This is a genomic window from Paenibacillus sp. LS1, assembly GCF_026013365.1.
GTDB lineage: Bacteria > Bacillota > Bacilli > Paenibacillales > Paenibacillaceae > Paenibacillus.
Window position 1 is genome coordinate 166333 of the sequence record NZ_JAPDOE010000009.1, and the last position, 18217, is coordinate 184549.

The following is an 18217-nucleotide window of genomic DNA, read 5'->3' on the forward strand; positions in this document are numbered from 1 at the left end:
TCTTACTCCTCGAATGAACATTTCTGGTCGTTTGGAGTCTGTCAAATTTAGCCTGAACCTTGCAAAAGAAAGGGATGTATGTCCACTCGCAGATATAGATATTCAGATCATATGTGGTGGCGTGAACATTACATGATGAGATATAAATTTTGATATGAACGGCATGAACATGCTCATGTCGTTCTTTTCCTTGAATAGCAACCTTGATTATAAAGTTCTAGTTATATAGAACCATTAGAATCTATTATTCAGCAAAAGAAATACATAAATACGAAAAACAGAGATGAATACGTAAGCGACATGAGACATATAAAAGCATTAAATAGACTTATTTTCTATATTTTTCAATAAAAGTGCTTGTATATATCGAATAATGATTTTATACTATACCAATAAAATCCAATTAAATTCCTAATTGACTATTATATGTAATTTAAACTGTTTTCTAACTCACTCGAACCACGATCGAAATACATATTGACTACTCCTTAGCAAGCGTTCTGCTAACGCTCCAGATCACCCTTCCACATGAATGCTTATATACATTCACTCGTTGCATTACTCATACACCCACACCCTTCACTCTCATGGCTTAACGCGAGTTGTTCCATCTCCCAAACTTCCAAGCGAAAAATCATAGACTGATCTGCTATCTCTTCTGACTCATATTGTTCCTTAACCAGACTTGTAAAGGAGGTGAGGCTTTATGTGAAACCCAGGACGTCTATTTCGTCCGTAATAAAGATCATTTTACCGTTTTATTCTGCAGAGAAGGGCATATGTACCAGACTAAATTACAAAACCGGGTAAAAGGAGTGGAAAAGTTTGATAAAGATTAATCGGTTACGCAAGCCCATCTCCATGGGGCTCTCGCTTCTCCTTGCATTTTCGATCGTTCATCCGGTTTCAGCTGAAAACTCCCCATCATCCAAATTGGATATGAAATCTGGACTCGCCAAAGTTACGGAATCCAAAGTAAACGCCAAGTTGACCAAAGAATTTGAGGGTAGCGAATATGTTACCTATCTGGTGAAAATGAAGGAGCAGGTGGATACAGCAGAGGTCTCCAAACAGGCGCTGGAAAAGGCGACGATCGCCAAACAAACGGCCTCAGCCACGAAGCTGTCCGTTCGAAATTCCGTCGTCAGCTCTCTGCGGGAAACGGCCTCACGTACACAATATACATTGGAAAGTTATCTGGAAAAGGAAATTGACCTGGGCAAGGTCAAAGAATATAAAAGCTATTTTATCGTCAATTCATTGGCAGTAACGAGTACCAAAGAAGTCATGGAACAGATTGCGCTGCTGCCTGAGGTAGAGAAAGTTCTACCGAATGAGACAAGATACTTACAGAAAGCGGAAGTAAGTAAAGAAGCGGCGAATGCGGCTCCAGCCAAGGATGTTGTCCAAACGCCAACTAAAGACTCTTCAGTCGGAGTTAAAGACAAGGAGCCTGCTGTCAAGGACAAGCTAGCGACAGAGAACGTGGAATGGAACCTGGATTACATCAATGCGCCAGCCGTTTGGGATCGGGGCATTGATGGAACAGGAATTGTCGTTGCCAATCTGGACAGCGGTGTAGACTATACCCACCCGGCGCTTCGCAGCAAATGGCGGGGATTGGATGCTTCGGGCAATATCGTTGATCCAGAACTAAGCTGGTATGATCCGCACAGTAACGCTTCCCTCCCTGCGGACGAAGACGGACATGGTACTCACACGATGGGTACGATGGTTGGCTCTGAAGCGGATGGCACCAACCAGATCGGGGTTGCTCCCGGTGCGAAATGGATTGGTGTACGGATATTCAATCCGGAAACAACGGATGCCATTATTCTGGATGGCGGACAGTGGTTGATCGCTCCGGTCGATGCGGAAGGCAATCTGCATCCTGAACTTGCACCGGATGTCGTAAACAACTCATGGGGCGGAGGTGCAGGACTGGATGAATGGTTCCGGCCTATGGTCCAAGCCTGGCGTGATGCGCAGATCTTTCCCGAGTTCTCCGCAGGTAATGTAAGACTGACGAATCCGGGTGGTCCCGGCTCTGTTGCGAACCCTGCGAATTACCCTGAAAGTTTCGCCACGGGAGCCACAGATATTAATGGCAACCTGGCTTCCTTCTCGCTGCTGGGTCCATCTCCGTATGGTGAGATCAAGCCAGAAGTATCTGCCCCTGGGGTAAATATCCGTTCAGCAGTTCCGGGTGGTGTATATGAGGGAGGCTGGAACGGCACGTCGATGGCAGGCCCGCATACAACTGCGCTTGCCGCACTCCTGCTACAGGCCAATCATTCCCTTACTGTGGATCAGCTGGAGCAGATCATTACAGATACAGCAACACCGAGAACGGACAGTCAATATCCGACCTCCCCTAATAACGGTTACGGTCACGGCATCATTAATGCCCTCGATGCTGTGGGTTCTGTACTCGAAGGAATCGGTACGGTATCCGGCAGAGTAGTTACAGCCGGAGATGATCTGGAAGAGCCGGTACTGGCACATACCCCTGTCAATTCTGCCTTTACAGGCATCGATATACCTTTAACCGCTCATGTGACAGATAACGTCGCGGTAGTCTCCGTCGAGGCTTTTGCCAAAACGACAGGTACCAACCAGTACGTCTATCTTCCGATGAATCGAATTGCTGGAGATAGCAAAGATGGTACGTATACAGCGACCATTCCGGCATTTCTTATTGAGCCACAAGGCGTGGAGTATTATATCCGCGTGAACGATTACGGCAACAACGGTTTCGAAAGTCAGGTATACAAAGTGGCTGTGTCCAATGGTGTTCAGCCAGGATATCTTCAGGATTTTGAAGAAGATCAGCTGGGCTTCACCACTGGTGGGACCGGAAGTACCTGGGTATGGGGAGCGCCAAGCAGCGGTCCTGGAAGTGCATACTCCGGTGAGAAGGTGATTGCAACCAACCTGCAAGGGACTTATGTGGCGAATAGTAATGCCTATCTGCTTGCGCCGCCAATTGATCTTACCGAGAGTCCGGAAGGTGCATTATTATCCTTCAAGCACTGGTATGATTTGGAGAATAACATCGACTTTGGCAAGGTATACATCGCTTCCGAGGACAGTGACTATGTGTTTGAAGAGTTGCTGAGCTTCACGGGCACGGGTGGCAATTGGAAGAAACAATATGTGGACCTTCGCGAATACGCGGGACAGCAGGTATTTATCAAATTCAATCTGACGAGCGATAACTCGGTGCAAAAGGCGGGTTGGTACATTGATGATTTCGCAGTAGAAGCCTTGGATGAGATTGCGCCGGGGGCACCTGCCGGATTGTCTGCGAATGCTGATATTCTGGGCAATGTAGCCTTGAGCTGGACTGGACCGAGCGATGAGGATCTCGAATCCTATATCGTATATCGTTCCACAACAGCAGGTACTGGTTATGAATCCATTGGAACTGCAACAGGAACAACGTTTACGGATACGTCTACCGTGACGGATTCGACGTATTACTATACCGTTGCCGCACTTGATTACAGTGGCAATGAAAGCGAAAAGTCGAATGAGGTTTCCATTACAGTAGAGGTGCCTCAGGACATCTATATCGATCATTTTGACGGCAGTGATGATAATGGCTGGACTCACTCGGGAACCAAAGATGAGTGGGAACGGGGCATTCCGGTAACGGGACCTGCCAGCGCTGTTTCTCCGCCGAATGTCTGGGCGACTGATCTGGACAATACGTACGAGAATGGCTCCAACTATTCACTCGTATCTCCGGTTATTGATTTGACGGATGTATCCGAAGGAACCCTTACGTTTAATCATTGGTACGAGATTGAGAGTGGATACGATTACGGTTATGTGGAAGTTACCAAGGATGGTGGAACGACATGGTCGGAATTGGGCAAATTCTCACACAGTACAAACGGCAAACAATGGGCACCGGTATTCTATGACCTGGATGCACTTACCGGTAATGAAGTTCAATTCCGGTTCCGTCTGACCTCAGACAACAGTGTTGTGAAGACAGGCTGGTTCATTGATGATTTCCGTGTACTGGGTGTTGCTGCGGAGGCCGTAACCGAGGACAGTGCGGTTGTGCTTAACAGTGACAAGCCGAAACCGTCCTATGATAACCCTTGGTACAAAATTTCGCGGACAGACAAAGCGGAATTCAACAAAACGAAACAGCAACAACCGGAAGTTGAAAAATCAGGAACAGGTTCGGTTAATCCACAAAGCCTGCCTGCCAGTGCAACGGTTACCGTGCTGGAAACCGGTCGTTCAGTGAAAACGGATTCGGCTACAGGCAAGTATAGCTTCACACACGTAGCGGGTGATTTCACGTTAAAAGCTGAGGCATATGGGTATTATCCTCGAACTCAGCAGGTAACGATCACCGACGGCAGTGGAGCCAAAGCCAACTTTAATCTGGAGGCAATTCCACATGGACAGATTGAAGGTGTAGTAACCGATGAGCGGACAGGACAACCACTGGCCGATGCTTCTGTTCTCGTGGTGGAGGATGCCAAGGTAGGCGAAGTTCGCACAGGTTCAGATGGTAGCTTCGTTATTCAGGTATTGGAAGGAAGCTATACTTTATCCATCAGGGCGGCTGATTATTACAGTAAAACGGTCACTGTAACGGTACCTGGTAAAGGTACGGCAGAGGCGAATGTTGCCTTGAAACCATTCATCGGTTTCCCAGGGGAAATTGCTTATGATGATGGAACAGCAGAGAACGCACGAGCTTTTAACGCTGCGGATAACGCTTGGGCGGTTCGAATGACACCAGAGCTGGAGACCGCTCAACTTACAGGTGCATCGTTCCGATTCTGGAACACCGAATGGCCTGTACCTGGAGGTACAGCGTTCCAATATGCCGTCTATGATGCTTCGGGTACTGGCGGTGCTCCGGGACGACAACTGGCTGGACCATTTGACGGTACTGCACTTCGTAACGATCAATGGACAACCGTTGAATTCCCGGAACCGGTCATTGTAACAGGTGATTTCTATATTGTGTATGTACAGAGTGTAGCTGGAACTGGTGCTCCGGGACTGGCTACTGATGAGAATGGTACGAATGCAGGTCGAAGCTGGCAGCGAGTAGGTGGCGCATGGAGCACTTCACCTGCAGAAGAAGGTAACTACATGATTCGTGCAGTTGTGAGATATCCGGTAAATGCACCTGTGCTTACGACACCAGCGAACACATACACGAATCAGTCAACTTTTACGATATCGGGAACGTCTCCTGCATCCGGTGCCCAGATCAAGTTTTACAACGGCAAGGATATGGCTGGCACTACAACCGTGGCGAATGGGAAATTCTCGTACGGTGTGAAACTCCGTTCTGGGATTAATGCGATTACTGCCGAGGCAGTGGTGGATGGCAAAACAACCGACCGTTCACTCCCCGTCGTCCTTATTCTGGATCAGACCAAACCGCAATTGACGATTTTCACGCCTGCTCAAGGGGATCGCATCAATGCAGAAGTGGTTCATGTAACGGGTAATGTCGTGGAACAATTCCTCGATAAAGTAACCGTTAACGGACAAACCGTACAAGTGGGCAAAGACAGAAGCTTCAGTCATCGCGTATTGGTCAATGAAGGCGAAAACACGATTACCATTACAGCAACCGATATCGCTGGCAACAAAACAACCGTAACACGTACCGTCTACGTGGAAACGGCATTGCCAGAACTTACGAACATTACGCCAGCTGAAGATGTTCGCATCACATCAGGGGAGAGTGTCACCGTTTCATTTGACAGTAAACCTGGTCTGCAAGCCTCTTTCCGAATTCAGTTACCGCTGAATCTGAATGCCCAAGGGGCAGGAGAGATTCCATTGGTGGAGACTGAACCTGGTCGTTACACAGGTACGTACACTACACCTTCATCCCTTGTTCTTGAGGGCGGAGTTATCGTGATTCGTGCCCAGGATGCAGCTGGCAATAAAGTAGAGACGGAAGCAGCTGGACGATTGTTCGTCAGCGCAGCACAAGAACAATCAGTTCCAGAACCAGATTCGAGCCCAGCAGAGACGGAATCTAATGAATCCAGTTTACCGTCCACTGAGGGTCTGCAACCTTAATTATTCAAAGTGTGAACCCGATGTTAACTACGTTTTGACTATCTAAGCAAGAAGCCGATAAGCCGAGGTATCAGGGCTTGTCGGCTTTTTGTTATATTCTCTTTTCATAGCTGACGCCTAAGATTAGTTCGAGAGAATTGCATATACTGCATGGTTTGCAGCATTAGGATCAACAAATACGACAACAGGAGGAGTGAACAGTGGGAGTTGATGCATTACAACGATCCCAACCGCTACGAAGTAAATGGCTCAAAACCAAAATACTGCTCAATAACTCGGCTATCAAACCATTTATCCCTGATACGCAGCGATTTAGCCAATCTAACCTTAAGTCCATGCTGGGGAAATATAGAATGGTATATATCAAACCTGAGATAGGCACCTTTGGAATGGGAGTCATTAAGGCTGAGATGGACAATCATCACCATTTTGCCTACCAGATCCATCAAAAGCGTCTGACGTTCAACAGCTTCGAATCGTTTCATCGAAGTCTGACCCATCTGGTTAAGCATAAGAGTTATCTCATCCAGCGAGGGATTCATCTCCTGCAACATAACAACAGGCGCTTTGACATACGGGTAATGGTTCAGTTGAATCCCGGGCAGAAATGGGAAGCAACGGGGGTCATCGGCCGGCTGGGTCATCCGAAGAAAATTGTGACCAACTACCATAGTGGTGCCAAGCCAATGAGCATTCACACCTTGCTGAAATCCCATGCTTCTGACAACCGGATTAATGAATTAATCCAGGAGATGAACCGCTTGGGCATTGACATCGCTCGACACATGAGTAAGAAATATACGCGTTTGAAGAGCATTGGGGTGGATATCGGGCTTGATCGAAGTCTAACGCCATGGATTATTGAGGTGAATGCCAAGCCAGATCCCTATATTTTCAATCAGTTAAAGGACAAGACGATGTATCGTAAGGTAATTCGATATGAACGTCAGAACAGACAATAAAAGATACCGGTGTCAAAAAGAAGCTAGAAAATATAAGGTTTTGCAAGGGGCGGATGGGAGTAAGACAGAACCTGTGAAAATGAAGCATCCACCGGGATGCTTTTTCTTTTGCTCTCATAGGACAGAAGGTGAGGCGTCTCTTTCTTCACATTAATGATATAACATGATATATTAGGATGTAGAACATGAGAAGTATGGGTATTTATGGAGGTGCTTGTATTGGGGAAAGACTCGGCATCCAAGCCGATGTATGAACAGATCTTTGAATCCTTGCGCGAACGGATACAGCTTCATCAATATCAAGTGGGTGAGCGTGTTCCTTCGGAAAAGGAATTATGTGATGAATTCGGAGTTAGCCGGATTACGACGAAAAAAGCGCTTGAGATGTTGGTGAGTGAACAATTAATTGTTCGTCAGCCGGGACGGGGTTCTTTTGTAGCTGATACGGCAGATATGTTACAGGAAAGACCTGCCAAATCTGCTCCGCGTGCTGCGGTTAAAGATCCGGAGAAGAAGCTGCTCATTGGCCTAGTCATGACCAACTTCAGTGACATGTATGGTACAGAACTGTTATATGGGATGGAAGAAGCTTCGCGAGAGCATGATTGTTTTCTCGTCCTTAGACGATCCTTCGGGATTCCAGAGCAGGAGGAACAGAGCATTCAGGAACTGCTGGAACTGGGTGTGGACGGATTGATTATCTTCCCCGCACAGGGTGAGTACTTCAGCGATGAGATTCTTAAACTGGTCGTTAACAAATTCCCGTTTGTCCTGATTGATCGGTATTTGAAAGGCATTCCAGCTTCATCTGTCAGTACGGATAACGTAGGCGCGGCGAGAGAAGGGACGAATTATCTGTTCAACCTAGGTCACCGACACATCGCTTTTCTGACACAGCCTCCAGCGAACACCACTCCAATTGAAGAACGAATTGAAGGCATCATTGAGGCTCATCACGATCAAGGAGTGCTGGTAAACAGGGAACTGTGGTTAGAATCTTTTCTTTCGACACTGCCCAGTGTGTTCGATCCTCAAGTCGAGGTCCGTGATGTGGAGACACTGGCGGAACATTTACAGAAATACCCACAGATTACCGCACTCTTTGCTGCGGAGTACCATATTGCTTTACTTGCAGAGCAGGCAGCAGATCAGCTTGGTCTGAGGATTCCGGAAGATGTGTCCATCATATGCTTTGATAGTCCGAACGCTGCCGAAGGCAGTCGTGTAACACATATGAGACAAAGCCAGTTTGATATGGGAAAACAAGCATTCGAAATGGTGCTTCAAAGTATGCAGAACAACGAAACTGCAGTGAATAGAGTCGTTCTTCCTGCCCGCTTGGTGAAGGGGAAATCGACGAGTACGGTGAGATAAAAAGGTGATTTTTAATGGCTTAATATTCATTGTGTTCAATCAGGGGCTTCGTGTAAACGAGGCCTCTTTTTTGTGCGGATAAAATGGGGAGAATTGCTTTGAATGGTATACTATTTAGTGTCGTTTAATTAAAATAACATGCTAATATATAAATAAATATATTGACATAACATTATATTCGTTTTAGGATGATGAAAGCGGTTAACAAACTGGATTACATAAGGAGGACAACATGCTGACACCCAGAGATAATCAAGAAATTTCCCCCTCGATATACGACATGGTTGATCAGGTTAACAAACGTATGCCGGACCATCCGGAACTTAACCAAATGTTCAAAAATTGTTTCACCAATACGATGGCGACCACAATTCAGCGCAAAGAAGATGGAACAACTTTTGTGATTACAGGAGATATTCCTGCGATGTGGTTACGTGATTCTGCCGCTCAGGTCAGACCTTATCTGCTTCTCGCTTCAGAGGATGAAGATATCGCTGACATGATCGCTGGGCTGGTTGAACGTCAACTGAATTATATTCTCCTGGACCCTTATGCAAACGCTTTTAATGAGACGGAGAGTGGAAAAGGACATCAGGAAGACCTGACGCAGATGAATGATTGGATCTGGGAACGGAAGTATGAGATCGACTCACTGGCTTATCCGATTCAGCTCAGTTATCTCCTGTGGAAGAACACGGGGAGAACAGCTCAATTCAATGATACGTTCCGCAAAGCAGCCGAGATTATTATGCAGTTATGGCAAGTGGAGCAGCATCATGAGACGAAATCACCCTATACGTTCCAACGTCTGGATGCTCCCGAAACCGATACACTCAGTCGAGAGGGACGAGGTACTGAAACGGTATACACAGGCATGACCTGGTCGGGATTCCGTCCCAGCGACGATCGCTGTGAATATGGATATCTGATTCCATCCAATATGTTCGCCGTTGTGGCGCTTCGATATCTGCAGGAAATTGCTGAAGCTGTGCTCAAGGATGAATCGCTGGCAGCGACCGCTAATCAGTTGGAGGAACAGATCAACAAAGGTATTCAGGATTACGGCACCGTTGAACATCCGGAATATGGAACCATATATGCGTACGAAACGGATGGGAAAGGCAATCACAATCTGATGGATGATGCCAATGTGCCGAGCCTGCTGTCTTTACCTTATCTCGGATATGTGGAGGAGAACGACGAGGTGTATCAGAATACACGCCGTTTCATTCTTTCCTCGCACAACCCGTATTTTTATGAGGGAACAGCTGCAGCGGGAATCGGTAGTCCACATACACCGGAAGGGTACATCTGGCATATCGCTTTATCGATGCAGGGGCTGACTACAGAGGATCGCAATGAAAAACTAAGATTGCTTCAGCTCATCCATAAGACGGACGCGGATACCGGACTGACTCATGAGGGCTTTTCGGCTAACGATCCACATGAATATACTCGTTCATGGTTTTCATGGTCCAACATGCTCTTTAGTGAACTGATGATGGATTATTGCGGATTCCGCGTACAGAAATAGAATTGCGTACAGAAATAGATAGGGAAGCAAGAGAGAACCTGCGAGTACATCATAACGTTCGGAGTTCGTTGAATTTCGACAAGAGGAGAGCGAATCATGAGAAAAATATCATTGAAAATGCCGGTAGCAGCAGTTATGACATCCTTGCTCATTCTAACTACAGCCTGTTCGGGCGGAAGCTCAAGTACAGGTACAACCAGTGATGGCAAGAAGGAAGTAACCGTATCGTTCCGTTCTTCAGGATCTGAAGATACTCTTACGAAGTTTTTCCAATCAGGTTTGGTAGATCAATTCGAGAAAGAAAATCCGGATATCAAAATCAACATCGCGCCTGTATTGGCAAGTGAGGGTGATTATACGTCCAAAATGGTTTTGCAGATGAAATCGCCTGATACGGCGCCAGATGTCATTGCAGAAGATACCTCCATCATTAAATCCGATGCTGCTGCCGGATATCTGGAGCCGCTGGATACACAGGTTCAGGGATGGCCCGATTGGAAAGAACATATCATCGACAACCTTAAGGCGGGGGTTACAGGTGAAGACGGCAAGGTGTATGGCGTTCCGGCTACCTCGGATACACGCGGGATCTGGTACAACAAGGAACTGTTCCAACAGGCGGGCCTCGAAGTTCCATTCAAACCTGCAAGCTGGGCAGAAGTACTCGAAGCAGCACGTACCATCAAGCAAAAACTTCCGGGTGTGACGCCACTTAATATGATCGTGGGCAAAGCAAACGGTGAGGGTGTGACCATGCAAACGCTGGAAATGCTGCTCTATGGTACGGCGGATACGCTGTATAACGACACCAGCAAGAAATGGGTCGTGAACAGCCCGGGACTGCTGGATTCCTTCAAATTCATAGATCAAGTGTTTAACACGGATAAAACAGGTCCGACCATGCAGGTGGCCTTGAATGGACAAGCTGGCAGTATTGCATTCCAGCAACAGTTCCCACAAGACAAACTGGCGATGGCAGTAGATGGTAGCTGGGCAGGTTCAACATGGGCCGAGAACGGTGCTGCTCCAATCGCCAACGTCGAAGAGAAAATAGGCTTTGCGCCATTCCCAACACAAAATGGGGAAGAACCGGGGGCAACTACGATGTCTGGAGGCTGGGCTTGGTCTGTTCCTGCACAAGCGAAGAACAAGGAAGCAGCTTGGAAATTTATCGAGTTTCTGATGAATAAGGAAAATGCGACTGCACGCGTAGTAGCGGAAGGCAGCCTCAGTCCGCGTAATGATTCCACAGAAGTTGAAGGGTATACGGATCGTCCATATACCAAAGAAGCACAGGAACTCTTGAATGTGGCCCACTTCCGTCCAGCGAATGATCAATATGCAGCGGTATCCGCACAATTGCAAAGCATTGTTGAGAGTATTGCCTCTGGCAAGCTGACGCCGGAAGAGGGAATTACGCAATTGAAGGACAACGTATCCCGTTCCCTTGGCGCGGACAGCATCGAAGAGAAATAAGGATATCGATATATTCGGAGGGGGAGGCACAATCTCCCCTTTTTCCGGTTCGAATGGAGAGTGACTTATGAAAAGGAAAGCACCAGGCTCATTTCTGTTTCTAATGCCTTCCGTACTGTTATTACTTGTGTTTTTCATTGTTCCCATCATTCTGACGATCTGCTTTGCCTTTACGAATATGGCTCTGACCGGGGCGGCAGCCAAGAGTTTGGAATTTGTCGGATTCCAGAATTTCATTAATATGTTCCATGATCCGGACTTCCGCATTAGTGTCTGGCGCACGCTGGTCTTTCTCATCTTCTCCGCAGTGATTGGTCAGGTATTGCTTGGATTCATTCTGGCGCTTCTAATGAAGGAGAAAAATGTGACGTTCCGCCGCGTCATCGGCATCATCGTCATTGCCGGTTGGGTAACACCCGAGATTGTCGTGGCATTCTGTATGGTGGCCTTTTTCAGTGACAATGGTTCATTGAATCAGATTCTCGGCTGGTTCGGGGCAAATCCAATCTCATGGTTGTTCAGTTTCCCTATGGTTAGTGTCATTATCGCGAATATCTGGCACGGCACAGCCTTTTCAATGATGGTCTATCAGTCGGCACTGGATGATATCCCGAAGGAAGTCGAAGAAGCTGCCATTATTGACAGCGCCACCGGGTTCCAGATTGTCAGACACATTACGATTCCAATGGTAAAAGGGTCCATCGTGACCAACATGATGTTGGTTACTCTACAGACACTGGGTGTGTTCACGCTGATCTATACGATGACCGGTGGTGGCCCGGGTACTTCGACACAAACCTTGCCGATCTTCATGTACAACCAGGCCTTTGTGAACTATCAGTTTGGATACGGCACAGCCATATCTCTGGTTCTGTTGTTCATCGGTATTATCGCCAGCCTGTTCTACATGCGATCTATGAAAGTGAAAGTGTAACCATGAAGGAGGTTCGATCCCTATGGTCAAACATGGGCTTCAACGCAAAATCCAGTACGGGATTCTAGTTTTTCTAGGGCTCTGTTTTTTATTGCCGCTGCTCTGGATCATTCTGGCTTCATTTGACCCGAACGCGCAACAGGGCATCAAAATGCCCAGTACCTGGACCATTCAAAATTTTAAGGATGTACTCGGGGATTCGAGCAATCTTCGTTCATTCGGTGTGGGCCTGATTCTGTCGGGAGGGCAAGCGATCTTGGTTGTTCTGGTATCGGTTCTTGCTGCTTATCCATTATCCCGTTATGAAATGAGATTCAAAAAAAGCTTCCTCTTATCCATTCTGTTCATGACAGCTCTTCCGATTACTGCCGTGATGGTTCCGGTATTTCAAATGTTTCTGTTCTTCAAAATGCAAAATAGCATCATTGCCACGATGCTGTTCCTGACGGCATCTTCACTTCCTTACGGCATCTGGATGATGAAAAACTTCATGGATTCGGTGCCGATTGATCTGGAAGAATCGGCATGGATTGATGGAGCGTCCGTGTGGAGTAGTTTGAGACGAATCGTAGCGCCATTGATGTTACCTGGTATCGCAACGATAGCGATATTTACCTTTTCGGGAAGTTGGGGCAACTTCTTCGTGCCCTATATCCTGCTCCAGACACCGGAAAAACTTCCGGCATCGGTCACAATTTATCAATTCTTCGGCAGCCACGGTATGGTTGAATACGGCAGATTGGCTGCATTTTCACTACTTTACACGATGCCTTCGGTTGTGCTATATATCTTCTCCCAGCGTTACATGTCCAAGGGCTTCAGCATGGGCGGGGCAACCAAAGGTTAATGACAGGAGGTACGCAACATGACAACCAAAAAGACGGCACATCTTATCTCGCATACCCATTGGGACCGTGAATGGTATATGCCTTATGAACATCATCATGTACTGCTCATTGAGCTGATGGATAAACTGCTGGACACGCTTGATCAGGACCCGGAATATCGTTATTTCCATCTGGATGGACAGACGATTATTCGTGAAGATTATTTGCAGGTTCGGCCCGAACAGCAGGAGAGGCTCGACCGTTATATTCGTGAAGGACGCATTCATTTTGGCCCATGGTATGTGTTACAGGATGAATTTCTGACCAGCAGCGAGGCCAACTTGCGTAATCTGCTCATCGGTCATCGTGATGCTCGACCTTTGGGCGTGATATCCAAGACGGGATATTTTCCAGACTCGTTTGGAAATATGGGACAGGCACCGCAGATTCTGCAACAGGCGGACATTCATAACGCGATCTTCGGGCGCGGGGTAAAGCCTACGGGATTCAATAATGCCGTGGTTGATGCAGACAGTTATGAATCTCCCTATTCCGAGATGATCTGGCGTTCGCCGGATGGTTCGGAAGTACTCGGAATTTTGTTCGCGAATTGGTACTGCAATGGGATGGAAGTTCCGGTTGATCCGGAGAAAGCCCGAGCCTATTGGGATAAAAATCTGGAAGACGCCGAGAAATTCACATCGACTCCACATCTGTTGTTCATGAATGGTTGTGATCATCAGCCGATCCAGACGGATCTGCCCGAGGCTTTACGCACAGCAGCTGCGTTGTACCCTGACGTGGAATTTATTCACTCCAATTTTGATGATTACATTGAGGCTGTTACGAAGGAAGTCCCTGAGCATCTGGCGACCATTGAGGGGGAGCTTCGCAGTCAGCACACGGATGGTTGGGGAACACTGGTGAATACGGCATCCGCAAGGGTTTATCTGAAACAGTTGAACCAGCAGGGGCAGACACTGCTTGAAAAAGTAGCCGAACCTCTGGCCGCTATGGCCCATATTGCCGGAGTAAAAGATTATCCGCACCATCTGTTGACGCATGCATGGAAGATGCTGATGCAGAACCACCCGCATGATAGCATCTGCGGATGCAGTGTCGATGAGGTTCACCGTGAGATGGTGACCCGCTTTGCGAAGAGCAGACAGCTTGCAGAGAAATTGGTTTCCCAGAGCGCGCAGGCGATTGCTGAGTCTATACAAGTGCAACCTGCTGAGGCTTGGGGAGAGGAAGCGGTGCTGTTCACCGTGTTCAACACGAGTGGATGGAATCGGAATGGGATCATTGAGATGGACCTGATTGTGGATAAAGCATTCTTCCCGGAAGGGCCTAATCCTCAGGCACTTGCGCAGAAGGTGGAAAAAGATGCATTGCCAACGTATCAGCTAGTCGATTCGGATGGACACGTGTATTCGGCAGAAATCAAGGATCTGGGTGCACATTTCGGCTATGAACTTCCGAAGGACCGTTTCCGACAGCCCTATATGGCTCGTAAAGTAAGAGTTACTTTCCAGGCGGCGGATGTACCTTCTCTAGGTTATAAGACGTATGCTCTCATTCCAGTCGCGAAACAAGCAGAAATTGCTGAAGTGCCCCATTCGAGCCAACTCATCCAGGTTCAGGGAATGATGATGGAGAACGGTCAATTGCGGGTGACAGTTGAAGAGAATGGTACGGCAACGATTGAAGATAAGGTCTCCGGTGCTATATACAGGGGATTGAATTCATATGAGAATACCGGTGATATCGGCAATGAATATGTCTACCGTCAACCCGAGGGAGAGACAACGCTGACCACGGAGCATCTGAAGGCAGACCTGCGGATTGTGGAGCAGTCTCCGTATCGAGCAGTTATGGAGAGTGTATTACGCTGGGATATTCCTGCTGGAGCAGATGATCTGTTCGAGCTGGAGAAGCGACAAATGGTTCCTTTTACAGAACGGAAGGCACAGCGAGTTAAGAACACTGTTCCCTTGGTGATTACGACAACGTATACGTTGGAGGCGGGCAGTAATATGGTCAAGGTAAAGGCTGACTTTAACAATCAGGCCAAGGATCATCGACTTTGCGCACTCTTTCCATCAGGACTAGTGACAGAGGATCATTATGCGGATTCCATTTTTGAGGTTGCCAAACGCTCCAATACACCGGCAAAAGAATGGGTAAATCCGAGTAATGCGCAGCATCAGCAAGCATTTGTACATGTGACGGATGGTGATCATGGCTTGATGATTGCGAACAAAGGGCTGAATGAATACGAAATTTTACAGCATGAAGATGGGAGTACGATTGCGGTTACACTGTTGCGTGCCTCTTCAGAGTTAGGAGATTGGGGTGTGTTTGAAACACCAGAAGCTCAATGTCTGGGACATCAGAGCGTGGAATATGCCATTATTCCATTTGCGGGCGATGCTGCGGAGTCAGGTGCATGTGCATCCGCATATGTGTATCCGATTCCTTGGACGACTGTGCAACTAGGGACGCTTGCGTATACATTTGAGCGAGAAAGTCATGCCGGAGCTGATGGGTACAAGGTGGAACTGCCTCTGTCCAAGCAATGGTTGGCGTGGAATACACAGGGTTCGACACTGGCGTTCTCTACACTGAAAATCGCAGAGGAAACCGGAGATTTGATTGCTCGCTGGTATAATTTGAACTCCGAACCGGTTGAGTTAAACGTACAAACTGGATTCGAATGTGCCTCCGTCTATGAGAGCGATGTGCTGGAACGGGTTAAAGACACGTTGGAGGGGCAAAGCCAGACGGTATCGGGGTACAAGATTGTTACACAAGGGTATGCGTTACGGTGAGTTGATTTTTGAATATGATAATTATAGAAACCTCCTGTTCACGGTAGTGTGGACAGGAGGTTTTTGTTATGTGAACTGGTTATGTAGAATATATCAGGGATTTGGACAAGTATATAAATGTCTAATAACATTCATGTCGTGATTTTATACATTAATTGTCGTGAGTTTCTATTAAAAATAGATTAAGTCTGTGATAACTTATAGATAAATGTCAGAATATTATATAGTATGGAGGTAAGACAACAGTGACCATTCGAATTGGAAAAATTAGTTTGTGGCATGTTCATGCATGGGATTACATCAAGCAAGTACAGGAACATGAGGATACGGTCATCGCAGCCGTCTGGGATGAAGATGCCAAGCGGGGGCAGGAAGCGGCTGAACGTTTAAACGTACCCTTCTATGCTTCACTCGAAGATATGCTGGCCAAGGACGACATCGATGCCGTTATTGTAGATGCGCCAACTCGCATCCATGAAGAGGTGATTACCGCTGCTGCAAAAGCAGGTAAACACATCTTTACAGAGAAGGTAATTGCGTCGACACAGGCGGAATCCAACAGAATCCTTAATGAGGTAAAGGCAAGCAAGGTCAAGATGACAGTCTCCTTACCACGACTGAATGCAGGATACACGTTAACGATTCAGGATGTACTTAACCAAGGATTACTTGGCAAAGTAACTTATGTTAGAGCGCGTTTATCGCATGATGGAGCGATTTCTAACTGGTTGCCTGAACACTTCTATGATCTGAAGGATTGTCAGGGCGGTGCGCTGATTGATCTGGGTTGCCATCCGATGTATCTGACCAAACTGTTTCTGGGTCAGGAAGTAACCGCGGTTAACGCGAACTTCGGATATATTACAGGCAAAGAAGTGGAAGATAATGCAGTCGCAACCTTGTTCACGGATTCAGGAGCAGTTGGCGTTGTTGAAGCTGGTTTTGTGAACAGCCATTCTCCGTTTACGATTGAGGTTCATGGTACGGAAGGTACACTTCTGTATGGAACACCTGATGACAAGTTATTGATTCGCACGAAAGCAGCACAGGGACAGTATCAAGAGTGGACTGGACTTCCTTTGGCAGACCAAAGAGAAAGCGCATTCAATCAATGGGTTGCACATATACAGAATGATACAGATGCAACTGAAAACGTGCAGATCGCTATAGAGCTAACCCGATTAATGGAAGCTGCGAATCTCTCTGCCAAGGAAGGGCGCAGAATCGCTCTGAATGAGTTGAAGGATTAGGTTTTATTAGGGAGGTGTGCAATCTTGAGCCTGTATCCTTATGAGAAAATGCTTGAGCGGCAGGATCTCCTGGAGAGACTGGATATTTTAATGGTTTGGGGACATTATGAGATTCGTGTGATGCGATTTCATCTGACTTCTTTTCCAGCGGGCCGAGTTGTGGATTTCCATAATCATGCGGAGTTCGAGTTTCATTTTATCCCAAGAGGTAAAGGTCAAGTTATTTTGGATGATGAGACACATGCACTCTCCGAAGGTATGCTGTATTTGACAGGACCGGGAGTCGTTCATTATCAGGAGGCGGACGCCGAAGAGGATATGGATGAACTATGTCTTCATGTGGATATTGTCCATAAGCCAAGAGAGCATGTGGATCCCTGGGAAGCCGCTGAATCCGAGGAAACGATGGAGAAGCTGAGAACGCTTCCGCTGGCTCCGGTGAATGATTATCATCGAGCGATGCATTGTTTTTTGGAAGCCTATGAGGCTTGTGATCACAAATTAATAGGATATTATACGTCCATTAAACAACTGGTCATCAGCATATTACTTAAAACCGTGCGAGCCTACGACACCGGCGGGAATCGACCGGAAGCCCCTGTGCGGGATATGTCGGTGTATCGCTATGAGTATGCAGTGCAGTATATGGAGGCGAACCACCCTACAGTGGTCACGCTGGAGCATGTAGCTGAGAAACTTCATATTAGCAGCAGACAATTGCAGCGAATCTTCTATCAGGTACAGCCAGAGATGCCGTTCAGCCGCGTACTGGAGGATATTCGTCTGCGCGCCGTGTGCCGCAATCTGGAGGAAAGCAACGTATCCATTGAACAGATCGCTCTTGCTTCAGGTTTCAATAATGCCAACTATTTGCATGCTGTATTTCGCAAACGTCTGGGGATGACCCCGTCGGCTTTTCGTAAAATGAAACAACCAATACTTAAGTGAGGGTGA

The 18217-nt window shown here is 47.1% G+C and carries 10 protein-coding genes; all 10 read left to right on the top strand.

Going from position 1 to position 18217, the window contains the following annotated elements; genetic code table 11:
* The first annotated feature begins 825 nt into the window (after nt 1-825).
* Complete coding sequence (locus OM416_RS24565) at nt 826-6075, top strand: S8 family peptidase (RefSeq protein WP_264933946.1); 5250 nt, start codon at nt 826-828, stop codon at nt 6073-6075.
* A 200-nt stretch (nt 6076-6275) separates the two neighbouring features.
* Nucleotides 6276-7037: a YheC/YheD family protein gene (locus OM416_RS24570; RefSeq protein ID WP_264933948.1), complete on the top strand. Its 762-nt coding sequence runs from the start codon at nt 6276-6278 to the stop codon at nt 7035-7037.
* A gap of 210 nt (nt 7038-7247) precedes the next feature.
* On the top strand, nt 7248-8411 hold the full coding sequence (locus tag OM416_RS24575) for a GntR family transcriptional regulator (protein WP_319951930.1): 1164 nt from the start codon (nt 7248-7250) through the stop codon (nt 8409-8411).
* Between the two features lie 232 nt (nt 8412-8643).
* The gene (locus tag OM416_RS24580) at nt 8644-9945 is read left to right on the top strand and encodes a glycoside hydrolase family 125 protein (RefSeq protein WP_264933952.1); all 1302 of its coding nucleotides are present in this window, start codon (nt 8644-8646) and stop codon (nt 9943-9945) included.
* A gap of 96 nt (nt 9946-10041) precedes the next feature.
* A complete protein-coding gene (locus tag OM416_RS24585; protein WP_264933954.1) occupies nt 10042-11421 on the top strand; it encodes an extracellular solute-binding protein in 1380 nt (459 codons plus the stop codon).
* Between the two features lie 67 nt (nt 11422-11488).
* Nucleotides 11489-12355 carry a carbohydrate ABC transporter permease gene (locus tag OM416_RS24590; RefSeq protein ID WP_091016580.1) on the top strand — a complete coding sequence of 289 codons (867 nt, stop codon included), beginning with the start codon at nt 11489-11491 and terminating at the stop codon, nt 12353-12355.
* Between the two features lie 22 nt (nt 12356-12377).
* Nucleotides 12378-13202 (top strand): carbohydrate ABC transporter permease, encoded by an 825-nt coding sequence (locus OM416_RS24595; protein ID WP_036608291.1) that lies wholly within the window; start codon nt 12378-12380, stop codon nt 13200-13202.
* Nucleotides 13203-13220: 18 nt separating this feature from the next.
* Nucleotides 13221-16013 (top strand): alpha-mannosidase, encoded by a 2793-nt coding sequence (locus OM416_RS24600; protein WP_264933959.1) that lies wholly within the window; start codon nt 13221-13223, stop codon nt 16011-16013.
* A 245-nt stretch (nt 16014-16258) separates the two neighbouring features.
* Nucleotides 16259-17263 carry a Gfo/Idh/MocA family protein gene (locus OM416_RS24605; protein WP_264933961.1) on the top strand — a complete coding sequence of 335 codons (1005 nt, stop codon included), beginning with the start codon at nt 16259-16261 and terminating at the stop codon, nt 17261-17263.
* Nucleotides 17264-17287: 24 nt separating this feature from the next.
* On the top strand, nt 17288-18211 hold the full coding sequence (locus OM416_RS24610; RefSeq protein WP_264933963.1) for an AraC family transcriptional regulator: 924 nt from the start codon (nt 17288-17290) through the stop codon (nt 18209-18211).
* Nucleotides 18212-18217 lie beyond the last annotated feature (6 nt).